This is a genomic window from Pseudanabaena sp. Chao 1811 (assembly GCF_027942295.1).
Classification (GTDB): domain Bacteria; phylum Cyanobacteriota; class Cyanobacteriia; order Pseudanabaenales; family Pseudanabaenaceae; genus Pseudanabaena.
On sequence record NZ_CP101416.1, the window covers coordinates 1,251,305 to 1,268,540 of the forward strand.

A 17,236-nucleotide genomic window follows, 5' to 3' on the forward strand; every position below is an offset into this window, starting at 1 on the left:
AAGAAAGAGAATAGTTTACAAGGCAAACTATTCTCTTTTATAGGTTATTTTGATGAACTACACGGGCATCGAGACCTATTTCCGATCGCATAATTGTTTTTAAGACTTCAGCGCGATCGCGATCGGGATATCCTTGCACCATGATGATATTTCCGAAACGGGAAGGAATAACTTTTGCAGATGGGACAACACTTCGCACTCGACTAAGAACTTCACTATCTGAGGATGGAATCACTACGAGATAGGGAGCAGTATCGATCGCTGGTGGGGGAACTAGTGCCGCAACTTTAGAATTATAAGGAATAGGATTTGGTGGAATGTAGGTAGAAGTACTGTTGACGGTGGTTGGTGTAGTTGGATTTGGTGGAATGTAGACAGGGGTTGGAGTCGGATTGGTAGGAGATACTTGTGGTGGAGTGCTGGGAATAAATTTGGACTGAGGTAGCGTCACTGGCTGGGGTGGCACTACAGGAATGGGATCGCGATCAATCAAAATATCAGTGGGATTTTGAGAAACACTTGTTGATGTTGGCGTGGATGTTGTAGTAGATGGCTTTGGCGTAGCAGCTAGAGCTGATGTCTGAGGAGTTGGCGCATTGGAGGATGTACTAGGTTGAGTCTCTACACTTTGCTGTGGCACATCTGGCAAAGGTTCGATTAGTACGCTATTGCTAGATGGTGGTAATACGGTTGGGGGCGTGGTAGGGCGATTAAAACTTGGTTGGGGCGATCGCGTGATTTCTACATTATCAACGGTGTTGGGATTATTACTAGGATTAGATATAGTAGTTGAGGTAGTGCTAGGGACTAGCGATCGCGATGGTGTAACTATTGGAACAGAACTACTCGCAATCTGAGGTGCAGGAGCCGTTGGGGATTCCCCACTAAAAGCAATCTCACCTGCAATTTTTTTAGGATCGAGTTCATTGCCGACGGCAACTTGGGTTACTCCCGAATTATTGTTGAGATCTTTGCCAAGATTATTACGGAAAGTATTTTTACCTAAATTGGATGAAGTTCCTAAGTCAGGAGTGGGATAGCCTTTGCGATCTTTGAGAATGACAATGCCATTGCGCTGATTGTCGGAAATCAGATTATTTCGCAAAGTAGGAGCCGAAAGATTAGAAATAACAATTCCATCAACATTATTGAGAATATTGTTATTGCTGACATTCACACTCGACTTCTGCCCGATCGCTAGTCCAAAGCCCGTACTCTCAAAAATATTATTCCGAATATCGCCCGTACTACTACCAACTGCCGAAAGTCCATTTGCCCCGTTTTTTCTAAAGACATTGTCACTAATGTTGGCATTGGCAGTACCCGTCAGAAAGACACCTTCGCGATCGCTATTGGTAAAGGTATTATTGCTGATTACCACCCTCTTTCCCGTCTCAACCCAAACCGCAGTACCTCTAGTATTGGGATTGGTGAGGGTAAGTCCTTCAATACTGACATCATCATTCGCCAGAATTGCAATATTTTGGCTGGCAAAGGAATTACTAATAAATTTGCCGCCGCCATTAATAAAGGTATTCACCCCTCTAACCGTTGGCTCGCCTCGGAGGGTCACACCTGCGGGTAGTTTAATCGGAAAGGATTCTCCTGTCTCAGCACTGTAGGTTCCCTGCTGTAGCTGGATCACTGTCCCTGCTACAGGCTTAGTGGCAAGGGCGGCAGCGATCGATGGATAGGGATTATTCGGTGAGCCATCCCCATTGGCATTAGGACGTGGGGCAACGTAGATTAATGTTGCTGTCTGCGGTAAGTTGCTATCCTGTTGGCTAAGTTTCCAATTCTGATCCTGCACAAATAGTGGCAATGGACTTGCCGAGATCGGCGGAGAGATCGCCAAAATCATCATACTTGTGGCGATCGCACTGAAGAAACTAGGCTTGCACCGCATACAGGAGATCCTCTTAACCAACAGATAAAATCACAGAAACAAAGTGTGATCGTGCCAATCAAAATACACGAAAAATTAACCGTTTGCAAAACATCAATCACAAAATGAGGAGTTAGGGCATAGCTCTAACTCCTCCTCACTTTGTTATTCCCCAAGCTTTGCCTCTAGTTCCGCAATTCTCTTTTCTAATTTGCGAACCGTGTGCAGTAAATCAGGAAGTTGACGCTCAGAAATAACAATGCGTTTCCAGTCCTTTTCGGGAACGACAGGATACCCCATCATCGTCACACCTGCGGATACATCACCAGCAATGCCCGACTTTGCCCCGATGATTGCACCATCACCGATATGAATATGATTAGCTGCACCCACCTGTCCTGCCATGACCACATGATGACCGAGGGTAACACCCCCTGCTAATCCTACCTGTGCAGCTAGAACAGAATGCGCTCCCACTTCTACCCCATGTCCAATCTGTACGAAGTTATCTAGCTTTACTCCTTTATGAATGATGGTTACACCCACGGCGGGACGGTCAACGGCACAGGAACAACCAAGTTCGACATTATCCTCGATGATCACATGACCGATTTGCGGAACCTTGTACCAAGTGCCATTGGGCGAGATCTCGAAACCAAAGCCATCACCACCTAGCACAGTACTGGGATGGAATAGACAATTTGCACCGATTTGCGTGCGATCGCCAATTACACAATTCGCATGAATAGTTGTATTTGCCCCAATTACAACATCGTTATAAATTGTGACATGGGGATAAATCGTGGCATTATCACCAATTTTGACGCGATCGCTAATTACAACATAGGGAGCGATCGCCACATTGGTTCCTAGCTCCACCCCCTCACCCAAGATTGCTGTAGGATGGATACCAACGGGAGGAGTAGGCGGTTGATAAAACTTTTCGAGAACCTTAGCAAAAAGAATACGGGGATAGGTGGTACGGATGCAGGGCAAAGGTGATGGCGTTTTTTGATCAAGAATCACAGCGCTAGCTTGAGTATCCTTGAGACGAGCAACAAATTTAGATGAGGACACAAAGGTAATTTCTCCAGCCTGTGCCTTATCGATTGCAGCTACACCTGTAATGATCGGATCAGTACCATCGGATTCAAATTTACATTCGGGCAGGGTGGCAGCAAACTCGGCTGCGAGTTCGGACAGTTTGAAAGAAATTATTTGGGTCATGGATCTGATGTCATATCAAGAATGCGCGATTACCATAATACTTAATTGTGCCAAAGCTAGGGGCTTAGTCAGTAACTAAACTTATTAGCGATCGCCTCTCCAGATTGATGTGCCGATCGCATGATGGTCGGCACATCAATCTAGCTTTGGTTTACTACTGCTGAGCTATTTAACGCGAGTTCGGAATAATTTGAAATGGGCTTTGAGAGAGGGTTTGCATAGTAAACTCTCTCTCAAAGCCCAAAAGCAAAAGCCTTGCTACGCAAAGCTTTTGCTTTTGGGCTTTTAAAATGTGCCAGCTTAACCTGAACTGACGTTACTTAACAATTCAGGTAACGATTCCTTTTGCAGATATGGAAGTTCGATTGTAAAACAGCTACCAACTCCTAGCGTACTGGTTAGCCCGATCTTGCCATTGTGTAGCTCGACAATCCTTTTAGCTAAAGCTAAGCCTAAACCAGTTCCTTCATATTGGCGATTTAAGCTGCCATCGATTTGAATAAAGGGTTGAAAAAGCTTTTTAATATTTTCTGGAGAAATGCCAATACCTGTATCAGTGATTGAAAATAGAATACAAGAATCAGATTCCTGATTCCGAACTTCTAAGGTAATATTGCCACCCTCTGGAGTAAACTTGACCGCATTATTGAGTAAATTAATTAATACTTGAAGGATTCGCCGCTCATCTATTAGCAATTCTGGAAGATCATCATCCAAAACACAACTGATCTGAATGCGCTTTTGAAGTGCTTGTTGACTCACAAATGTCAAACTAGTTTCACAGAGGAGACTAATTGATGTTGGTTTATAATCCAGCTTGATTTGCTCAGACTCTATTTTAGCTAGGTCTAAGATATCATTGATCAAATTTAATAAATGGTTGCTGCTAACCTCAATAGTCTGTAATACGCTCAGTTGTTTCTCATTTAATTCCCCAAAAATCTCTTCCTGCAATCCCTCGTTCAAACCCAAGATCGCATTTAGAGGAGTACGCAACTCATGGCTCATATTCGCCAGAAAACTATCTTTAAGACGATTTGACTCAATCAAATGGTTGTTAGTTAGTTTTAACTGCTCCAAAAGACTATTTTGACGCTTGATCATGCTAAAAAATGCATTCGATAAATGATTGATTTCATCATCGGAGTGAATTGGCGTTTCTTCATCCGATAGAGTGGCATCACAAACATCCAAAATCGGCTTTAATCGCCGATTGAGAGAACGTACAAATAGAAAAATCACGATCGACAAGATAGTTCCAGCAGAGAAGGTTGCGCTAAGGGAAATCAATAGAGCAGGTTTAATCACATCTCTATAGGAAACAGCTTTGAGCATAATCCAATCAGTGCTAGGCACTTTTTGATAAACCCAATAACTTTTAGTTAAATCTGATCGTAAATAACCTTGAGACTTTCCCTGCAATATTTCTTGGCGTATATCCTTCCAAACAGACTTTAAAGTAGGAATCGACTCAATATTTTCTAATTTAGATGCTTTAGTAGAATCGGGAGTATAACTAAGGAAGGTTCCATCTTCTGTAACTAGGGCTGTGTAATCATTATTGCTTAAGTCACTGCGACTATTACTACTGAGATCCCGAATATTAATGTCACCATTCATCACCGCAATCAAGTTGCCATTGCGATCGCGAATAGGTCCTGAGAAAGTCATTAATGGAATGGGATAAACATCGTTAATGTATGGTTTTGACCAAAAGTAACGGTTAGCCTTTACTGCATCTTTGTAGTATTGCAGTTCAGGATATTTATCCACTTGCCAAAGTTCGACCAAACTATATTTAGGATCATTGGATAAGGTGACTCCACGGTTGGGTTGAGTTTCTTCGATATAAGAGCCAAACCACTGCCGATCTACTAAACCTTGAGGAAGCTGCATAATTCCAAAGCCTGTAATTAGCTTGGGACGAGCAGCCATAAATGCCACAACTAATTTTTCATAGGCTGTAGGAGATCGCTCTCCACTATCTTGTAAGAACGTAGTTGTCACCACGAGACTCTTTAAAAAGCTTTCACTGGTGCGGATTTCGGCATCTAATTCCCTGACGGTAATATCTGTATCTATTTTGAGGTGGAGTAACTTGTCATTCTCAAAACTTTTGTACAGTACAACCCCCAAGCCCGCTAATCCAATACAAAAGGGGAGCATCACAGCTAAAAATAATCTAGCACCAATAGAAGATATGCCAAAACGCTCAAGAACAAATAGGCGATCGCTTGTACTTGCAGTTACTAGAGATCTCTGCATAGGATTTATGCCTCATGAAGTATTTAGTAATTCAATACTCAAGAGCAACCATCCCTTGAGTAGCCAACATCCCCCCACAGGTTATTAGCTATAAAAACAAAAGAGAGTTACCGCGCAAAGCACGGTAACTCTCTTTTGTTTTTTGTTTTAGTCTTAACATGACTGGAGATCACTATAAAAAATCAAAGAATTTATAACAAATCAATAATCAATAGTGTAAAAGAATATAGCCTTTTTAATCTACTAAAAAAACTGTGGTGCACGCGCAGCGTGCGCCACAGTTTTTGTCCCTGATAGCGATCCCCAATGATTTACTTCTGTGTCGAAAGCAGAAAAACAAATAGCGAAATGAAAACCATGCGATCGCGTTAGAGTAGAGGGGTGTGCTTTGTGTGCCATCTCCTCTAAATTTTTTACAGCGCTTATGGATACGATTCGGCAGCCCCAATTAGATCCTCAGTCAAAGCCTCGGTCAAAGACTAGTGCCTTTGATAAATTGCGACAAGCCTCAGAATTTACAGTCAAAGGGGTTGAGGACTCGATTCCGTTGCGGGTACTGGTGCAAGTTTTTGTATTTATCAGCATTGGTGCGATCGATGCAGTAGCAAGTACGAATAACAGTATTTGGGCAATTCCCCTCAGTGCGATCGGCGCGGTATGGGCATGGTATGCCAGACGCAAACGCAATGTACTGGTCAAGTTATTCATTGCGATTACGATGATTGCCATGCTGGTAATTTTTCTCAACGACCTTTTACGCATGGCTGAAGATACCAAACTATTGTTAGCGAGATTGCTGATTCAGCTACAGGTATTGCATAGTTTTGACTTACCACGCCGCAAGGACTTGGGCTATTCGATTGTAATTGGCTTGATTTTGATGGCAGTTGCTGCCACCTTGAGCCAGACGATGATCTTTGCCCTATGGCTAATTGGCTTTTTGATCGTTGGACTACCGATTTTATTGCTTGATCACCGATCGCGTTTAGGCGTAAAAACTCAGAGTTTCCAGCCTGAAAAGATGGGAGTTTCCCCAAAACCTCTACTAGGATTACTGGCGATCGTTTTAGTCTTGGGATTAACTATATTTGCCTTTTTGCCTCGTTTACCAGGGTTTCAGCTACGCAACTTTCCTGTCAGTGTCAATCTTTCGATTCAGCGCGAAATTCCTCGTGGGGGCATTTTAAATAGGCAACAGCAAAATCAACAAAGACAATCTGGGAATAATGGTACTGGTGGTACTGGTGGTACTGGTGGTACTGGCGATAATAACGATCAGGATACGTTGCCACCGCTATTTGCTCCTGAAATAGATACGGCTTCGTCGGGGGCTAAGCAACTTAACAAAAAACGCAAACCTGAGTTAGTGATGCGGGTGCGATCGCAAGCAGAGTTATTTTGGCGCGTGATGGCATACGACGAATTTACGGGTAAAGGCTGGCGCATTTCGCGTAACGATCCTAAGCAACTTCGCACCATCAAACGGAATCCCCTCAACTACGAGTTTTTCTTACCAATCCCCACCTATGCCTTTATTGGTTCGGAGAAAGCGGTAAAACCCGTTAATTATCAAGAGGTCGTTCAAACCTATACCATTACCTCTCAAAACTTTCCTAACCTTGTCCCTGCGGCGGCTGTCCCTAATCGGATCTTTTTCCCTAGCGAAGAGTTAGATGTTGACCTAGAAGGAATGATTCGCGGACCTGGTCCATTACCTGAAGATATGACCTATACCGTCATATCAAATGTGACCGAACGCAATCCTCAAATATTGCGGCAAATGCCCAATACTTACCCGCGAGCAATTCGTAACTATTATTTACAAATCCCCTCCAATTTGTCACCACAAGTGCGCGACAAGGCGATGAACTTGTTAGTTAGTGCTAAGGATGACCAAGGTAAACCGATCACCGTCAATAATCCCTACGATCTGGCAGTGCAACTCACACAGGGGATCAAGCAAAACTTTGTGGTAAAAAACCTCAACTTTGACGAATCTAAAGGTGATCTTGTATCCCAATTTGTAGAACAGGGGGGAGGTGAAGAGAGTCATTTTGTTTCTACTCTAGCGGTGATGTTGCGATCGCTTGGTATTCCCACCCGTTATGTAGTTGGCTTTGCCTCAGGGAAATTCAATCCATTTACAGGACTATACGAGGTGCTAAATACAGATACGCAATCAGTGGTTGAAGTGTTTTTTCCCATCTATGGCTGGATTGCCTTTGATCCCGTCCCTGGTCGTCCCCTATTTCCACCATCGATTGAAAACAATCGCACCTTTGGCGTAATCCAAACCTTTTGGAGTTGGATTGCCAATCTCTTACCCAGTCCCGTCAATAATTTCTTTGCAAACTTATTTGACAGTATTGGTAAGTTTATCGGTGGTGTGATTAATTGGTTGATCGAAATGGGTTGGGTCGGATTAGCCTTTAGTTTAGCGATCGCCTTTGGTCTGAGTATCGGTGTCTGGGCATTATGGCAATTGATGATCTGGTGGTGGCGAGTGAGTCGTTTACAAAGGATGCCACTCCCACAGCGTACCTATCAACAAATGTTGCAATGGCTCGCCGAACAAGGTAATCCCAAAGCTCCCCAACAAACCCCTCAAGAATATGTAGCAAGTCTGCGCGATCGCGTCTCAGTACAACAGGCTTCCGCGATCGCTCAAATTACTCAGATTTATCAAGACTGGCGCTATGGCGATCGTCATAGTGATTACAGTTTAGATACAGAGCTACAAATGCTACTGAAGCAACTAAAATCTAAGCTTTAAAATTGTAACTATTCTTATACAGTCCTATTTAGAGTCTGCTAGAGCTAAACATTTTTTGAAAAGCTTACTTTACAAGCTTTTCAAAAAAATCTTTCCCCTTTATCGCAGCTCTTTGCGCTGTAAAGTTACGTGAAGATTTGTGATTTTATTACAAAGTCTTAGCTCATCCACCGCTTTTGGTAGACTAGATGGCGAATATATTAAATTTCCTATTTTAATCATGAGTGTAGTTATTCAAGTTTTAGAAAGAGCCGACGAAGAACTTCGTTATCCCAGCATTGCTGAGTTGCAAAGTGTGAAGAACTTTCTCGCTACTGGCGCTCAAAGAGTGAGGATTGCCACAGTCTTGGCAGAAAGCGAAGATAAAATCGTCAAGAAAGCGACCACAGAACTATTTAGAATCCACCCCGACTACATCTCTCCTGGTGGTAATGCCTATGGTCAGAAACAACGCAACCAGTGCCTAAGAGACTTCACTTGGTACATTCGCCTCGTTACCTACGGGGTCTTGGCAGGTGACAAAGAGCCGATTGAGCAAATCGGGATCATTGGCGCTCGTGAAATGTATAACTCTCTCGGTGTTCCTTTGGTTGGTATGGCTGATGCAGTTCGCGCTCTCAAAAATGCGTCTCTCGCATTGTTGAGCAAAGAAGATGCTGACACCGCTGAGCCTTATTTCGACTATATCATTCAGGCTTTATCCTAGAAATAAGAAAGGGGTGCGTTGCACCCCTTTCTTATTTGAGAAATCATTAAGAGATAAGATTGCGAGTGATCGTTACAAAAATTGCAACAGTCAACATTCCTAATATTTGAGTGGCTATACTGATGCAAACTTTATTGTTGATCAGAAAGCTATGCAGTCATTGAAGTTGCCTTTCGCGATGCCGCGATCGCTTTCCAGATTTTTCGCAGTTAGCACCAGTCTTTTCAAAGATGCTCGCGATTATCAAATTCTTTTTCTATCTGTATTTTTGATTTTAGGTGTGAGTACTCGCGATTGGTCACTGAAACCAATGGCGATCGCGCTGACCTTTGTGACCTGTTGGCTCACGCAAATAGCTATGGTTAGCCTATTTCCACCAGAAGCATCCAAACAGGAACGCTGGTTATCGCTTAAGAGTGCCACGATTACAGCTTTAGGATTAAGTCTATTACTACGCTCTGATAGCTATGGCGCGATCGCCTGTGCGTCATTTTTGGCGATCGCTAGCAAATTTATTTTTCGTACCAATGGCAAGCATTGGTTTAATCCCGCAAATTTTGGGATTGTGGTTGTTTTGTTGCTGGATAGTTTTGTTTGGGACAATCACGCATGGGTTTCTAACGGACAATGGGGCGAAGATAGTTTATACGCTTTGATATTTCTTGGTTTAGGTGGCATCGTTCTCAAAAAAGTTGGGCGTTGGGATACGAGCTTCATGTTTTTAGTTGCCTATTCCCTATTAGAAGGATTACGCAATCTCTGGCTGGGCTGGACTTGGGATGTGCTAGCCCATCGTTTGACTAGTGGCTCTTTGTTGCTGTTTGCGCTGTTTATGATCACCGATCCGCGTTCCATTCCCAATGCCAAGATTGCCAGATTAATTTGGGCAGTAGCGATCGCGGTTTTAGCTTTCATTTTCCGCAATGTGTTCTTTAATGCGGATGCGATGTTTTATGCGTTATTTCTGATCTCACCACTTACGGTTTTATGCGATCGCCTATGGAATGCGCCGAGATTTCAATGGTTGCCAAGACGCTTTAGCATTCAGACCTAAATGAACATTCAAGGGACTTAGAGCGTATTTGAGAAGCATCCTATTTAGTATAAATTTCTGTTTTTACCCCCCTTAATCCCCCCTTACAAAGGGGGGAACTCAAATCCTCCCCCTTTGTAAGGGGGAGTTAGAGGGGGTAAAAACTTCTCAAACACGCTCTTAATCCCCTTGTTAGTAGATTTTAGAAACCCATTTAGTCTTTCTAGCAATTATCAACATTATGAAACGCTTTTTGAATTGGATGCGTGTACTCATCAGTACCACCCTTGCCTGTTTAGTTGTCTTTGCCTATTCTCCTGCGGTATTTGCCTTTTGTGGATTTTATGTATCCCAAGCTGATGCCAGTCTCTTTAACAAGGCTTCGCAGGTGGTGATTGCCCGTGATGGCAAGCGCACGGTTTTGACGATGGCGAATGACTATCAAGGTGATGTGAAGGACTTCGCTCTCGTTGTGCCAGTGCCAGTATTACTGAAAGAAAAGCAAGTTCGTATTGGTGAACAGAAAATCATCGATCGCCTTGATTCCTTTAGCGCCCCTCGCCTAGTGGAATATTTTGACTCCGATCCCTGTGCAAGATATGAAGCCTATGACCGAATAGGCATAACAGGGGCAACAAGAGCGGCTGCGCCAATGACGGAAGCAAAAGCACGTCGTGATAATTATCAAGTTACGATTGAAGCAAAGTTTTCGGTCGGCGAATATGACATTCTCATTCTCAGTGCTAAGGAATCCGATGGTTTAGAAGCTTGGTTAATTGATAATGATTACAAAATCCCCCAAGGTGCAAAAGAATTACTTCAGCCCTATATTCGCCAAAACATGAAGTTCTTTGTGGCAAAGGTGAATATTGCCGAATTGAACAAAACAGGTTCGCAGGTTCTCCGTCCTCTGATGATGGCATACGAATCGCCGAAGTTCATGCTACCTATTCGTTTAGGGATGCTAAATGCCAATGGCGATCAAGATTTGTTGGTTTATATTCTCTCGCCCAAAGGTCAAGCTGAGGTCGCCAACTATCGCACGATTAAAGTCCCATCGGGTAATGATATTCCTGTCTATGTGAAGAATGAATTTGGCGAATTCTATAAGTCCATGTTCAAGACTTCCTATAACAAAGAAGGACGCAAGGTCGCCTTCTTAGAATATGCATGGGATATGTCAAGTTGTGACCCCTGTTCGGCTGAGCCACTTTCGCAGGAAGAACTTCGCAAAGCAGGTGTATTTTGGCTGGATTCCCCAAATTCTAATCAGCCCTCAAGTCGGCGGATTCGTCCAATCTTTCCTCCAAATGATGGACGAGTTTTCATTACGCGCCTACATATCCGCTATAACCGTGATAAATTCCCTGAAGACTTGACTTTTAAGGAAACCTCTAATCAAGAATCTTTCCAAGGTCGCTATGTGTTGCGCCATCCATTTAAAGGTGAGACAAGCTGTGATGCAGGTCAAGAATATCAGAAATCATTACGTCCACGCTTTGAAAAAGAAGCCCAAACCCTCGCTAGTTTAACAGGTTGGAATATTGCCGATATTCGCCGCAAGATGAATCTCTCTAGTCTGCCTGATCCTGTAGAAACTCCTTTCTGGGAAAATATCTGGAAATAGGCTGCCGAAATCAAGCAATATAGGCGGCACTTTGTGCCGCCTATATTGCTTGATTTCATTGTCTTTGCACCTTGCACAGCACAGTACAAATGGCTATATCAAACTCACGTTGGTTCTAGATCTCATAGGGAGATTTAGTCATCACGACGTTCAATTTTGGCGATCGTGCCAAATCCAGGAAATAGGCGGCTAGGTAAACCAACAAACACAACTCTCACAACTTGATTCGTTGTCGTTGTTGTTGTGTTAGTGGAGGTGTTGGTAGATGTGTTAGTAGATGTATTACTGGAAGTGTTGTTTGAGGTGTTAGTAGATGTATTGCTAGAAGTGTTGCTAGTAGAATTTCTAAGAGCAGTCAATAAAGCTTGGAATGAAACTTCGCTGAAGTAATAAGCATTCTTCTTCTGGAAATTGACGAAAACAAATTTGTCTACAACATTGAAATTACCCAAGGATATTAGATCGCTGGATTCTAATTCAGAACCTCTTGACTCTACATACTTCAGCAAACTTGAATTGTTGGCTAGTACAAGTAGGAATTTAGACTTGCCAGGGGCTAGTAGACTTGGACTCAAGCCGATCAGCTTAAACAGTTGACGATTGTTTAGCAGAATCAGAATCGTTTCGCTACTAACTGGAGGCAAAGTGGTAGTGCTAGAAGAGGGAACAATCAGATTTCCACTGGTGATATTACCTTTTAGGCTAACAGACCCATTGCTGTTGTTAGCGGCAGTTGTAACAGTCCCAATCACAGCAGCCTTAGCATTGGTGAAAGAGCTAACTTTATTAGGGATTGAACCAGAAGCTAAAGCGGTTCCACGCACTTCATCATTAACGTTGAATACGTTAGTTCCATTCAGATTGTCAAGCGTAGCATATTCAAACTTAGTGAGCTGTGCCGTGCCGTAGGGAGTGAGAACGGTTGTTGGGTTATTGTTGACAACTGTGGTACTTGCAAAACGAGTTACGTCAAAGGTTCCACCTGTAATGGGGACAATGACTGTATTAGCAGGTAAAGCGGATATGCTTGATGTTGGTACTTGAATCGAAGAACCTGTCTTGATTGACCCTGTCACTGTTGCAGGTGCACCTAATGCTGAGACCTGCGTGCCAGTGGGGGCAGCATTATTAACTTTATCAATACTGCCCTTGATTGTACTTTGGGCATTGGTAAAATTAGCAGTTCTACCATCGTCAAAGTTAACCGAGCCATTAGTAGAAGTACCTTGAATATCAAAGGCTCCATTGGCGGAAAGTGTTGTCGTCGTCGCTGTAGTTCCAGTTAGGCTCGTAATTTGAGCAGTCCCTACTGGGGTTAAAACAGTGATACCTGCACCAGTAGGATTAGTAACTGCCCCTGCACTAGTTACATTTACCGAAAAATTACCACCTGTAATTGGTACTGAGGTAGTTTGAGCCTGTGATGGAGATGCAGCAATCGCAGATGCACCTAGTAAACTAATCGCGATCGCCCCCAAGTTGAATGTATATCGCTTAATTCGAGTTAGCATTTTTCCTTTCCCTCTTTAATATTTATGGTTAATGTCTAAATAATCCTGAAAGTAAGACTCTGTTTGCCAAACAAGGCGAATCGAGACGTAATATCTCAAAAATAGTTCCCAAATGAGTCTTTAGCCATACTGGACGACTAAGCTATTTATATGGTTCCCAAAATTTTCAAAAAGTTTTCTTAATATTTCTAAAGATCCACAATCTGAAAAAATACCTATTAAGTTTTATCGTCAGTATCGTAAGAATTGCGTGACAATTCTTACCGTTTCGTGCCATTCATGCCATGAAAAGCATGACACAAATAGCTATCTCATGGAATTTTAAGGGGTAAATCCAAATCAAAAAACATGAAAAGTGTCGTTTAGCAACACTCTTCATGTTTTTTAGGGTCAGAGTCTTAGAAAGTGAAGGTTGTACGAATCGCCCCAACAGTAATGGTGTCACTACCTGAGGTTTGAACAGGATTAAAGATAAACAGCAATCCGGGGGTAATGCTGATGTTGTCACTTATCCGCATTCTATAAAACAACTCTAAATGAGTTGTGCTAGCAGGTTGTCCACCAAAATCCCCTGGAGTGACACCAGTTAAGCCGATCGCACTGGGGATATTCAATGAAGGTACGCCACCAACAGTTAGGTTGCTACTGGTAATTTTTGGTGGTTGTCCCACGTAAATACCAGCCAAGTTGCCCTCAGCAAACAGATCAGGGAAGTTCAGAAATGCCATCCAGTTAAATGTGGTGACTGAGCCACTAAGAACGGCATCTCTAGCATCGGAAGTGGTATAACCTGCCCAACCTCCGAGAGTCACTGCGCGGGAAATACGCCACGAGACAGTACCACCAAAAGCATTGGTGGAAAATCTACCGCCAATTGGTCCAATGAGATTATCGCCAACACCTGTGTTTAAGCTGGCATTAGTACTGTAGGAATTGAGATAATAGAGTGCAAGGTCAACGGTATCAGTGGGGGTAAGTGAAAGCTGTACACCTGCGGTAAAAGGACCACCTGTTAGACCATTGTTGGGGTCAGAGGCTAATGAAGCTGCATATACCCCCTGCAAGCTGAAGTTATCGCTGATTTGCCAGTCAAACCCAATCCCTGCTTGTCCAGGGAAGTTCAAGATCGGGTTGCGCTGAGCAAAGGCAGAGAGGGGGCCTTGTCCAGCACTTTCATAGCGGTTAGGACCACGAAATACACTAGATGGGCTAACCCCTGCTGCACCGATAACTACCGCAAGGCGATCGCCTACTAAAAATCGATAGGACAAATCACTCAATTGGAAGGTATTACCTGTATCAAGCTCATATCCCAGACGGGTGTAGGTATTAGTAAGAAAATTGTTGTTAGTAAAAGATGTAGAAGCAGTGGACGCATTACCTGCTTGGATGCCTGTCAACAAAATGCTGCGATTATCAAACTGCGTCACCAAGCTCAGTTGGAGGTTATAGCCAAAGGTGAGGTTAGTAGCATCGTCAGGGGTGTTTTTGGTGCCATCTCTGGGAGTTAGGCTGCCAGTATTAGGTAAACGGCTTTGCAATCCAAAAATCGCTTGACCATACAGTTTAGTAGTCGTTGAAAATTGCTGGGCTTCCAGTTTCGCAGTTTTTGCCTCTAGTCCATCAACACGCCCTCTAAGGGTGGCAAGTTCAGCAGCAAATTCTTCCTGTAGCTTTTGCAATGTAGCAAGATCTTCTTTGCTAACTTTATCGGCTAGCCCTGAAGAAATAATTTCATTGATTTTGTCTAAACAAGCATTTAAACCCGCAGCAAATTCATAGCGGGTGGTTGCTTGCTTACCACGAAAAGTACGGTCAGGGTAACCTGCAATACAACCATAGCGTTCGACGAGGGATTGCAAAGCTGTAAATGCCCAGTCTGTAGGCTTAACGTCACTCAGTTGCGAGACTGAGGTAACACCCTGAGCCGTTAGATTATCGCTAGGTTGAGCAGCGTTAATCGTTCCTGATTCGGAAACAGCTTGGATAATTTGGGCGTTAGGACTGATAGGTGCGTTGTTTGATGTTGGCGTTTCGTTACTGATAGGCATGATCATCGGATCATTACCGATCGATCGCACTAACTCAGATTCATTAACAACTTTGTTGGTACTACTTTGAGCTTCTGCTTGAGCAGCACTAGAGCTTATAACGTTACCAACCAATGTTGTGGCGATCGCAGTTGCGGTTATGGCAGCCAGCTTAGTTGCTCTACCAGATTTCGACTTGGGAATTAATGTCATAAATAAAAAATCCTCACGTGGCCACTTTATGAAAAGTTTTTAAAAACTTTCTTAGTTTGCATTCTATACATATTTATAAATATAGAAAACCTATAAATTATGTATAAATTTTTTGCGGTTTAACTGTTAAATCACTAGAAGACGCAATAAATTATCAGGAAGTTCCCTATATCTAAATAAAGTTTATAAACATGTAAGGATAGGCAGTGCGAAACACCGCCCATCCTTACCACAATAAATCCTTTACTTTTTAGGACTACCTATAAACAAAACCTGATTTCGATATAACCATTTGCATCGTGCTGTGCATGGCGCAAATGGCAGAAAATGGTAAGGAAGTGCTTGGCACTTCCTTACCATTTTCTGCATTCGTCTAACTGATGTTAAACAAAGTCTCTTAATACGCTCATACTCAAACCTATATGCCTCGTATTCCTCAATTAACCTACGATCGCGGTACATTAATTCTCCATCCACCACCTAAGGGGAAGGCATGGATTGAATTTGCCACATGGGACGATCGCATTGAGAAGTTTCGTATTCCCGCTAATCGTTACCGCGAGTTGATTTTGACTTTACGTTCGGAATCAATTGCGATCGAGGATAAATCACGGGCTTACAGCGAGATTAACTTAATTGCTCATAGCAAAATGGAACCCTATCCCCATCAGAGTCAAGCTCTAGCAGCATGGCAACGAGTAGGGAAACAAGGAGTAGTCGTTTTGCCGACTGCCGCAGGTAAGACTTATCTAGCGCAACTTGCTATGCAAGTAACCAATCGCAGTACTTTGATCGTTGTGCCAACCCTTGATCTCATGCACCAATGGTATGCCCATTTACTGGCAGCTTTTCCTGATGTGGAGATTGGTTTGTTAGGAGGTGGATCGCGCGATCGCACGGCGATTTTGGTCGCTACCTACGATAGCGCTGCCATACAAGCTGAAGCCTTAGGAAATCGCTATGGTTTGATTGTGTTTGATGAATGCCACCATTTACCAACGGATTTTTTTCGCGTAATTGCCGAATATGCGATCGCTCCCTATCGACTAGGTTTAACCGCTACACCTGAACGCAGTGATGGTAAACATGCGGATTTAGAACTTCTCATTGGCGAAGAAGTTTATCGTAAGACGGCGGAAGAACTCTCAGGACAAGCCCTCGCCGAACATAAAATTGTGCAGATTAAAGTTTCTCTTTCCGCCCAAGAACGCGATCGCTACAATTCGCTAATTCAGAGTCGTAATCAATTTTTAAAAGAAGCAAAAATCTCCCTCGGTAGTTTGGAAGGATGGCAGAGATTTGTGCAGGCAAGTGCGCGATCGCAGGCAGGTCGCCGCGCCATGCTTGCCCATCGGGAATCGAAGGAATTATCTCTAGGGACTGAGGCAAAGCTACGAGTCCTTGCAGATTTACTCGCACAACACTTTACGGAACGGATCTTGATTTTTACTAATGACAACGCTACGGTCTATCGCATTTCTAAAGATTTATTAATTCCTGCCCTCACCCACCAAACACCTGTTAAAGAACGTCATGAAATTTTGACCTTCTTTCGCGAAGGTAAGTATAAAACCCTAGTTACTTCCCATGTTTTAAATGAAGGTGTTGATGTCCCCGATGCCCGTATCGCCATCCTTCTATCGGGTACAGGTTCTGCCCGTGAATATATCCAGCGTTTAGGAAGGGTGTTAAGGCGTGGCACTGAAGCCAATAAACAAGCAATTCTCTATGAAGTTGTGACAGAGGATACCAGTGAAGAGCGTACTTCCGAACGTCGTCGTGGCATTGAGCGATCGCGTCCTGAGTCGCAACAAGATAAGGTCATTCAAATAGGAATTCACTATGGTAAAGACATTCCCAAAATTAAACCGATCGCGGCAGAACAACCCAATGATTACCAGCCCTAAAATTCATGTATAGCAAAGAAAGGCGGTACTTCGCGCCGCCTTTCTTGAAATTTGGGTTT

The 17,236-nt window shown here is 43.2% G+C and carries 10 protein-coding genes; 5 read left to right on the top strand and 5 right to left on the bottom strand.

The features are described from left to right. Positions 1-37: 37 nt before the first annotated feature. The 3 genes from NMG48_RS05965 to NMG48_RS05975 form a co-directional block, all read right to left on the bottom strand. Complete coding sequence (locus tag NMG48_RS05965) at positions 38-1,906, bottom strand: DUF1565 domain-containing protein (RefSeq protein ID WP_271254401.1); 1,869 nt, start codon at positions 1,904-1,906, stop codon at positions 38-40. 144 nt (positions 1,907-2,050) lie between these two features. Next, positions 2,051-3,112 carry a UDP-3-O-(3-hydroxymyristoyl)glucosamine N-acyltransferase gene (gene lpxD, locus NMG48_RS05970; protein ID WP_271254402.1) on the bottom strand — a complete coding sequence of 354 codons (1,062 nt, stop codon included), beginning with the start codon at positions 3,110-3,112 and terminating at the stop codon, positions 2,051-2,053. Positions 3,113-3,412: 300 nt separating this feature from the next. Continuing rightward, positions 3,413-5,377: a sensor histidine kinase gene (locus NMG48_RS05975; protein WP_271254403.1), complete on the bottom strand. Its 1,965-nt coding sequence runs from the start codon at positions 5,375-5,377 to the stop codon at positions 3,413-3,415. A gap of 424 nt (positions 5,378-5,801) precedes the next feature. Here NMG48_RS05975 and NMG48_RS05980 point away from each other — a divergent pair, with 424 nt between their 5' ends. The 4 genes from NMG48_RS05980 to NMG48_RS05995 all read left to right on the top strand — a co-directional run bounded on the left by NMG48_RS05980 (position 5,802) and on the right by NMG48_RS05995 (position 11,516). Continuing rightward, complete coding sequence (locus NMG48_RS05980; RefSeq protein WP_271254404.1) at positions 5,802-8,150, top strand: transglutaminase TgpA family protein; 2,349 nt, start codon at positions 5,802-5,804, stop codon at positions 8,148-8,150. A 220-nt stretch (positions 8,151-8,370) separates the two neighbouring features. Beyond that, complete coding sequence (locus NMG48_RS05985) at positions 8,371-8,856, top strand: allophycocyanin subunit alpha-B (protein WP_271255245.1); 486 nt, start codon at positions 8,371-8,373, stop codon at positions 8,854-8,856. A 178-nt stretch (positions 8,857-9,034) separates the two neighbouring features. Beyond that, a complete protein-coding gene (locus tag NMG48_RS05990) occupies positions 9,035-9,910 on the top strand; it encodes an RnfABCDGE type electron transport complex subunit D (protein ID WP_345961246.1) in 876 nt (291 codons plus the stop codon). 220 nt (positions 9,911-10,130) lie between these two features. Then, a complete protein-coding gene (locus tag NMG48_RS05995) occupies positions 10,131-11,516 on the top strand; it encodes a DUF2330 domain-containing protein (protein WP_271254406.1) in 1,386 nt (461 codons plus the stop codon). Between the two features lie 134 nt (positions 11,517-11,650). Here the strand turns inward: NMG48_RS05995 and NMG48_RS06000 are convergent, their stop codons facing one another. Together NMG48_RS06000 and NMG48_RS06005 are read right to left on the bottom strand one after the other, a co-directional pair. Continuing rightward, complete coding sequence (locus NMG48_RS06000) at positions 11,651-13,027, bottom strand: hypothetical protein (RefSeq protein ID WP_271254407.1); 1,377 nt, start codon at positions 13,025-13,027, stop codon at positions 11,651-11,653. Between the two features lie 398 nt (positions 13,028-13,425). After that, complete coding sequence (locus tag NMG48_RS06005) at positions 13,426-15,270, bottom strand: iron uptake porin (protein ID WP_271254408.1); 1,845 nt, start codon at positions 15,268-15,270, stop codon at positions 13,426-13,428. A gap of 422 nt (positions 15,271-15,692) precedes the next feature. Here NMG48_RS06005 and NMG48_RS06010 point away from each other — a divergent pair, with 422 nt between their 5' ends. After that, positions 15,693-17,177, top strand: a complete 1,485-nt coding sequence (locus NMG48_RS06010) for a DEAD/DEAH box helicase (protein WP_271254409.1) — start codon at positions 15,693-15,695, stop codon at positions 17,175-17,177. Positions 17,178-17,236 lie beyond the last annotated feature (59 nt).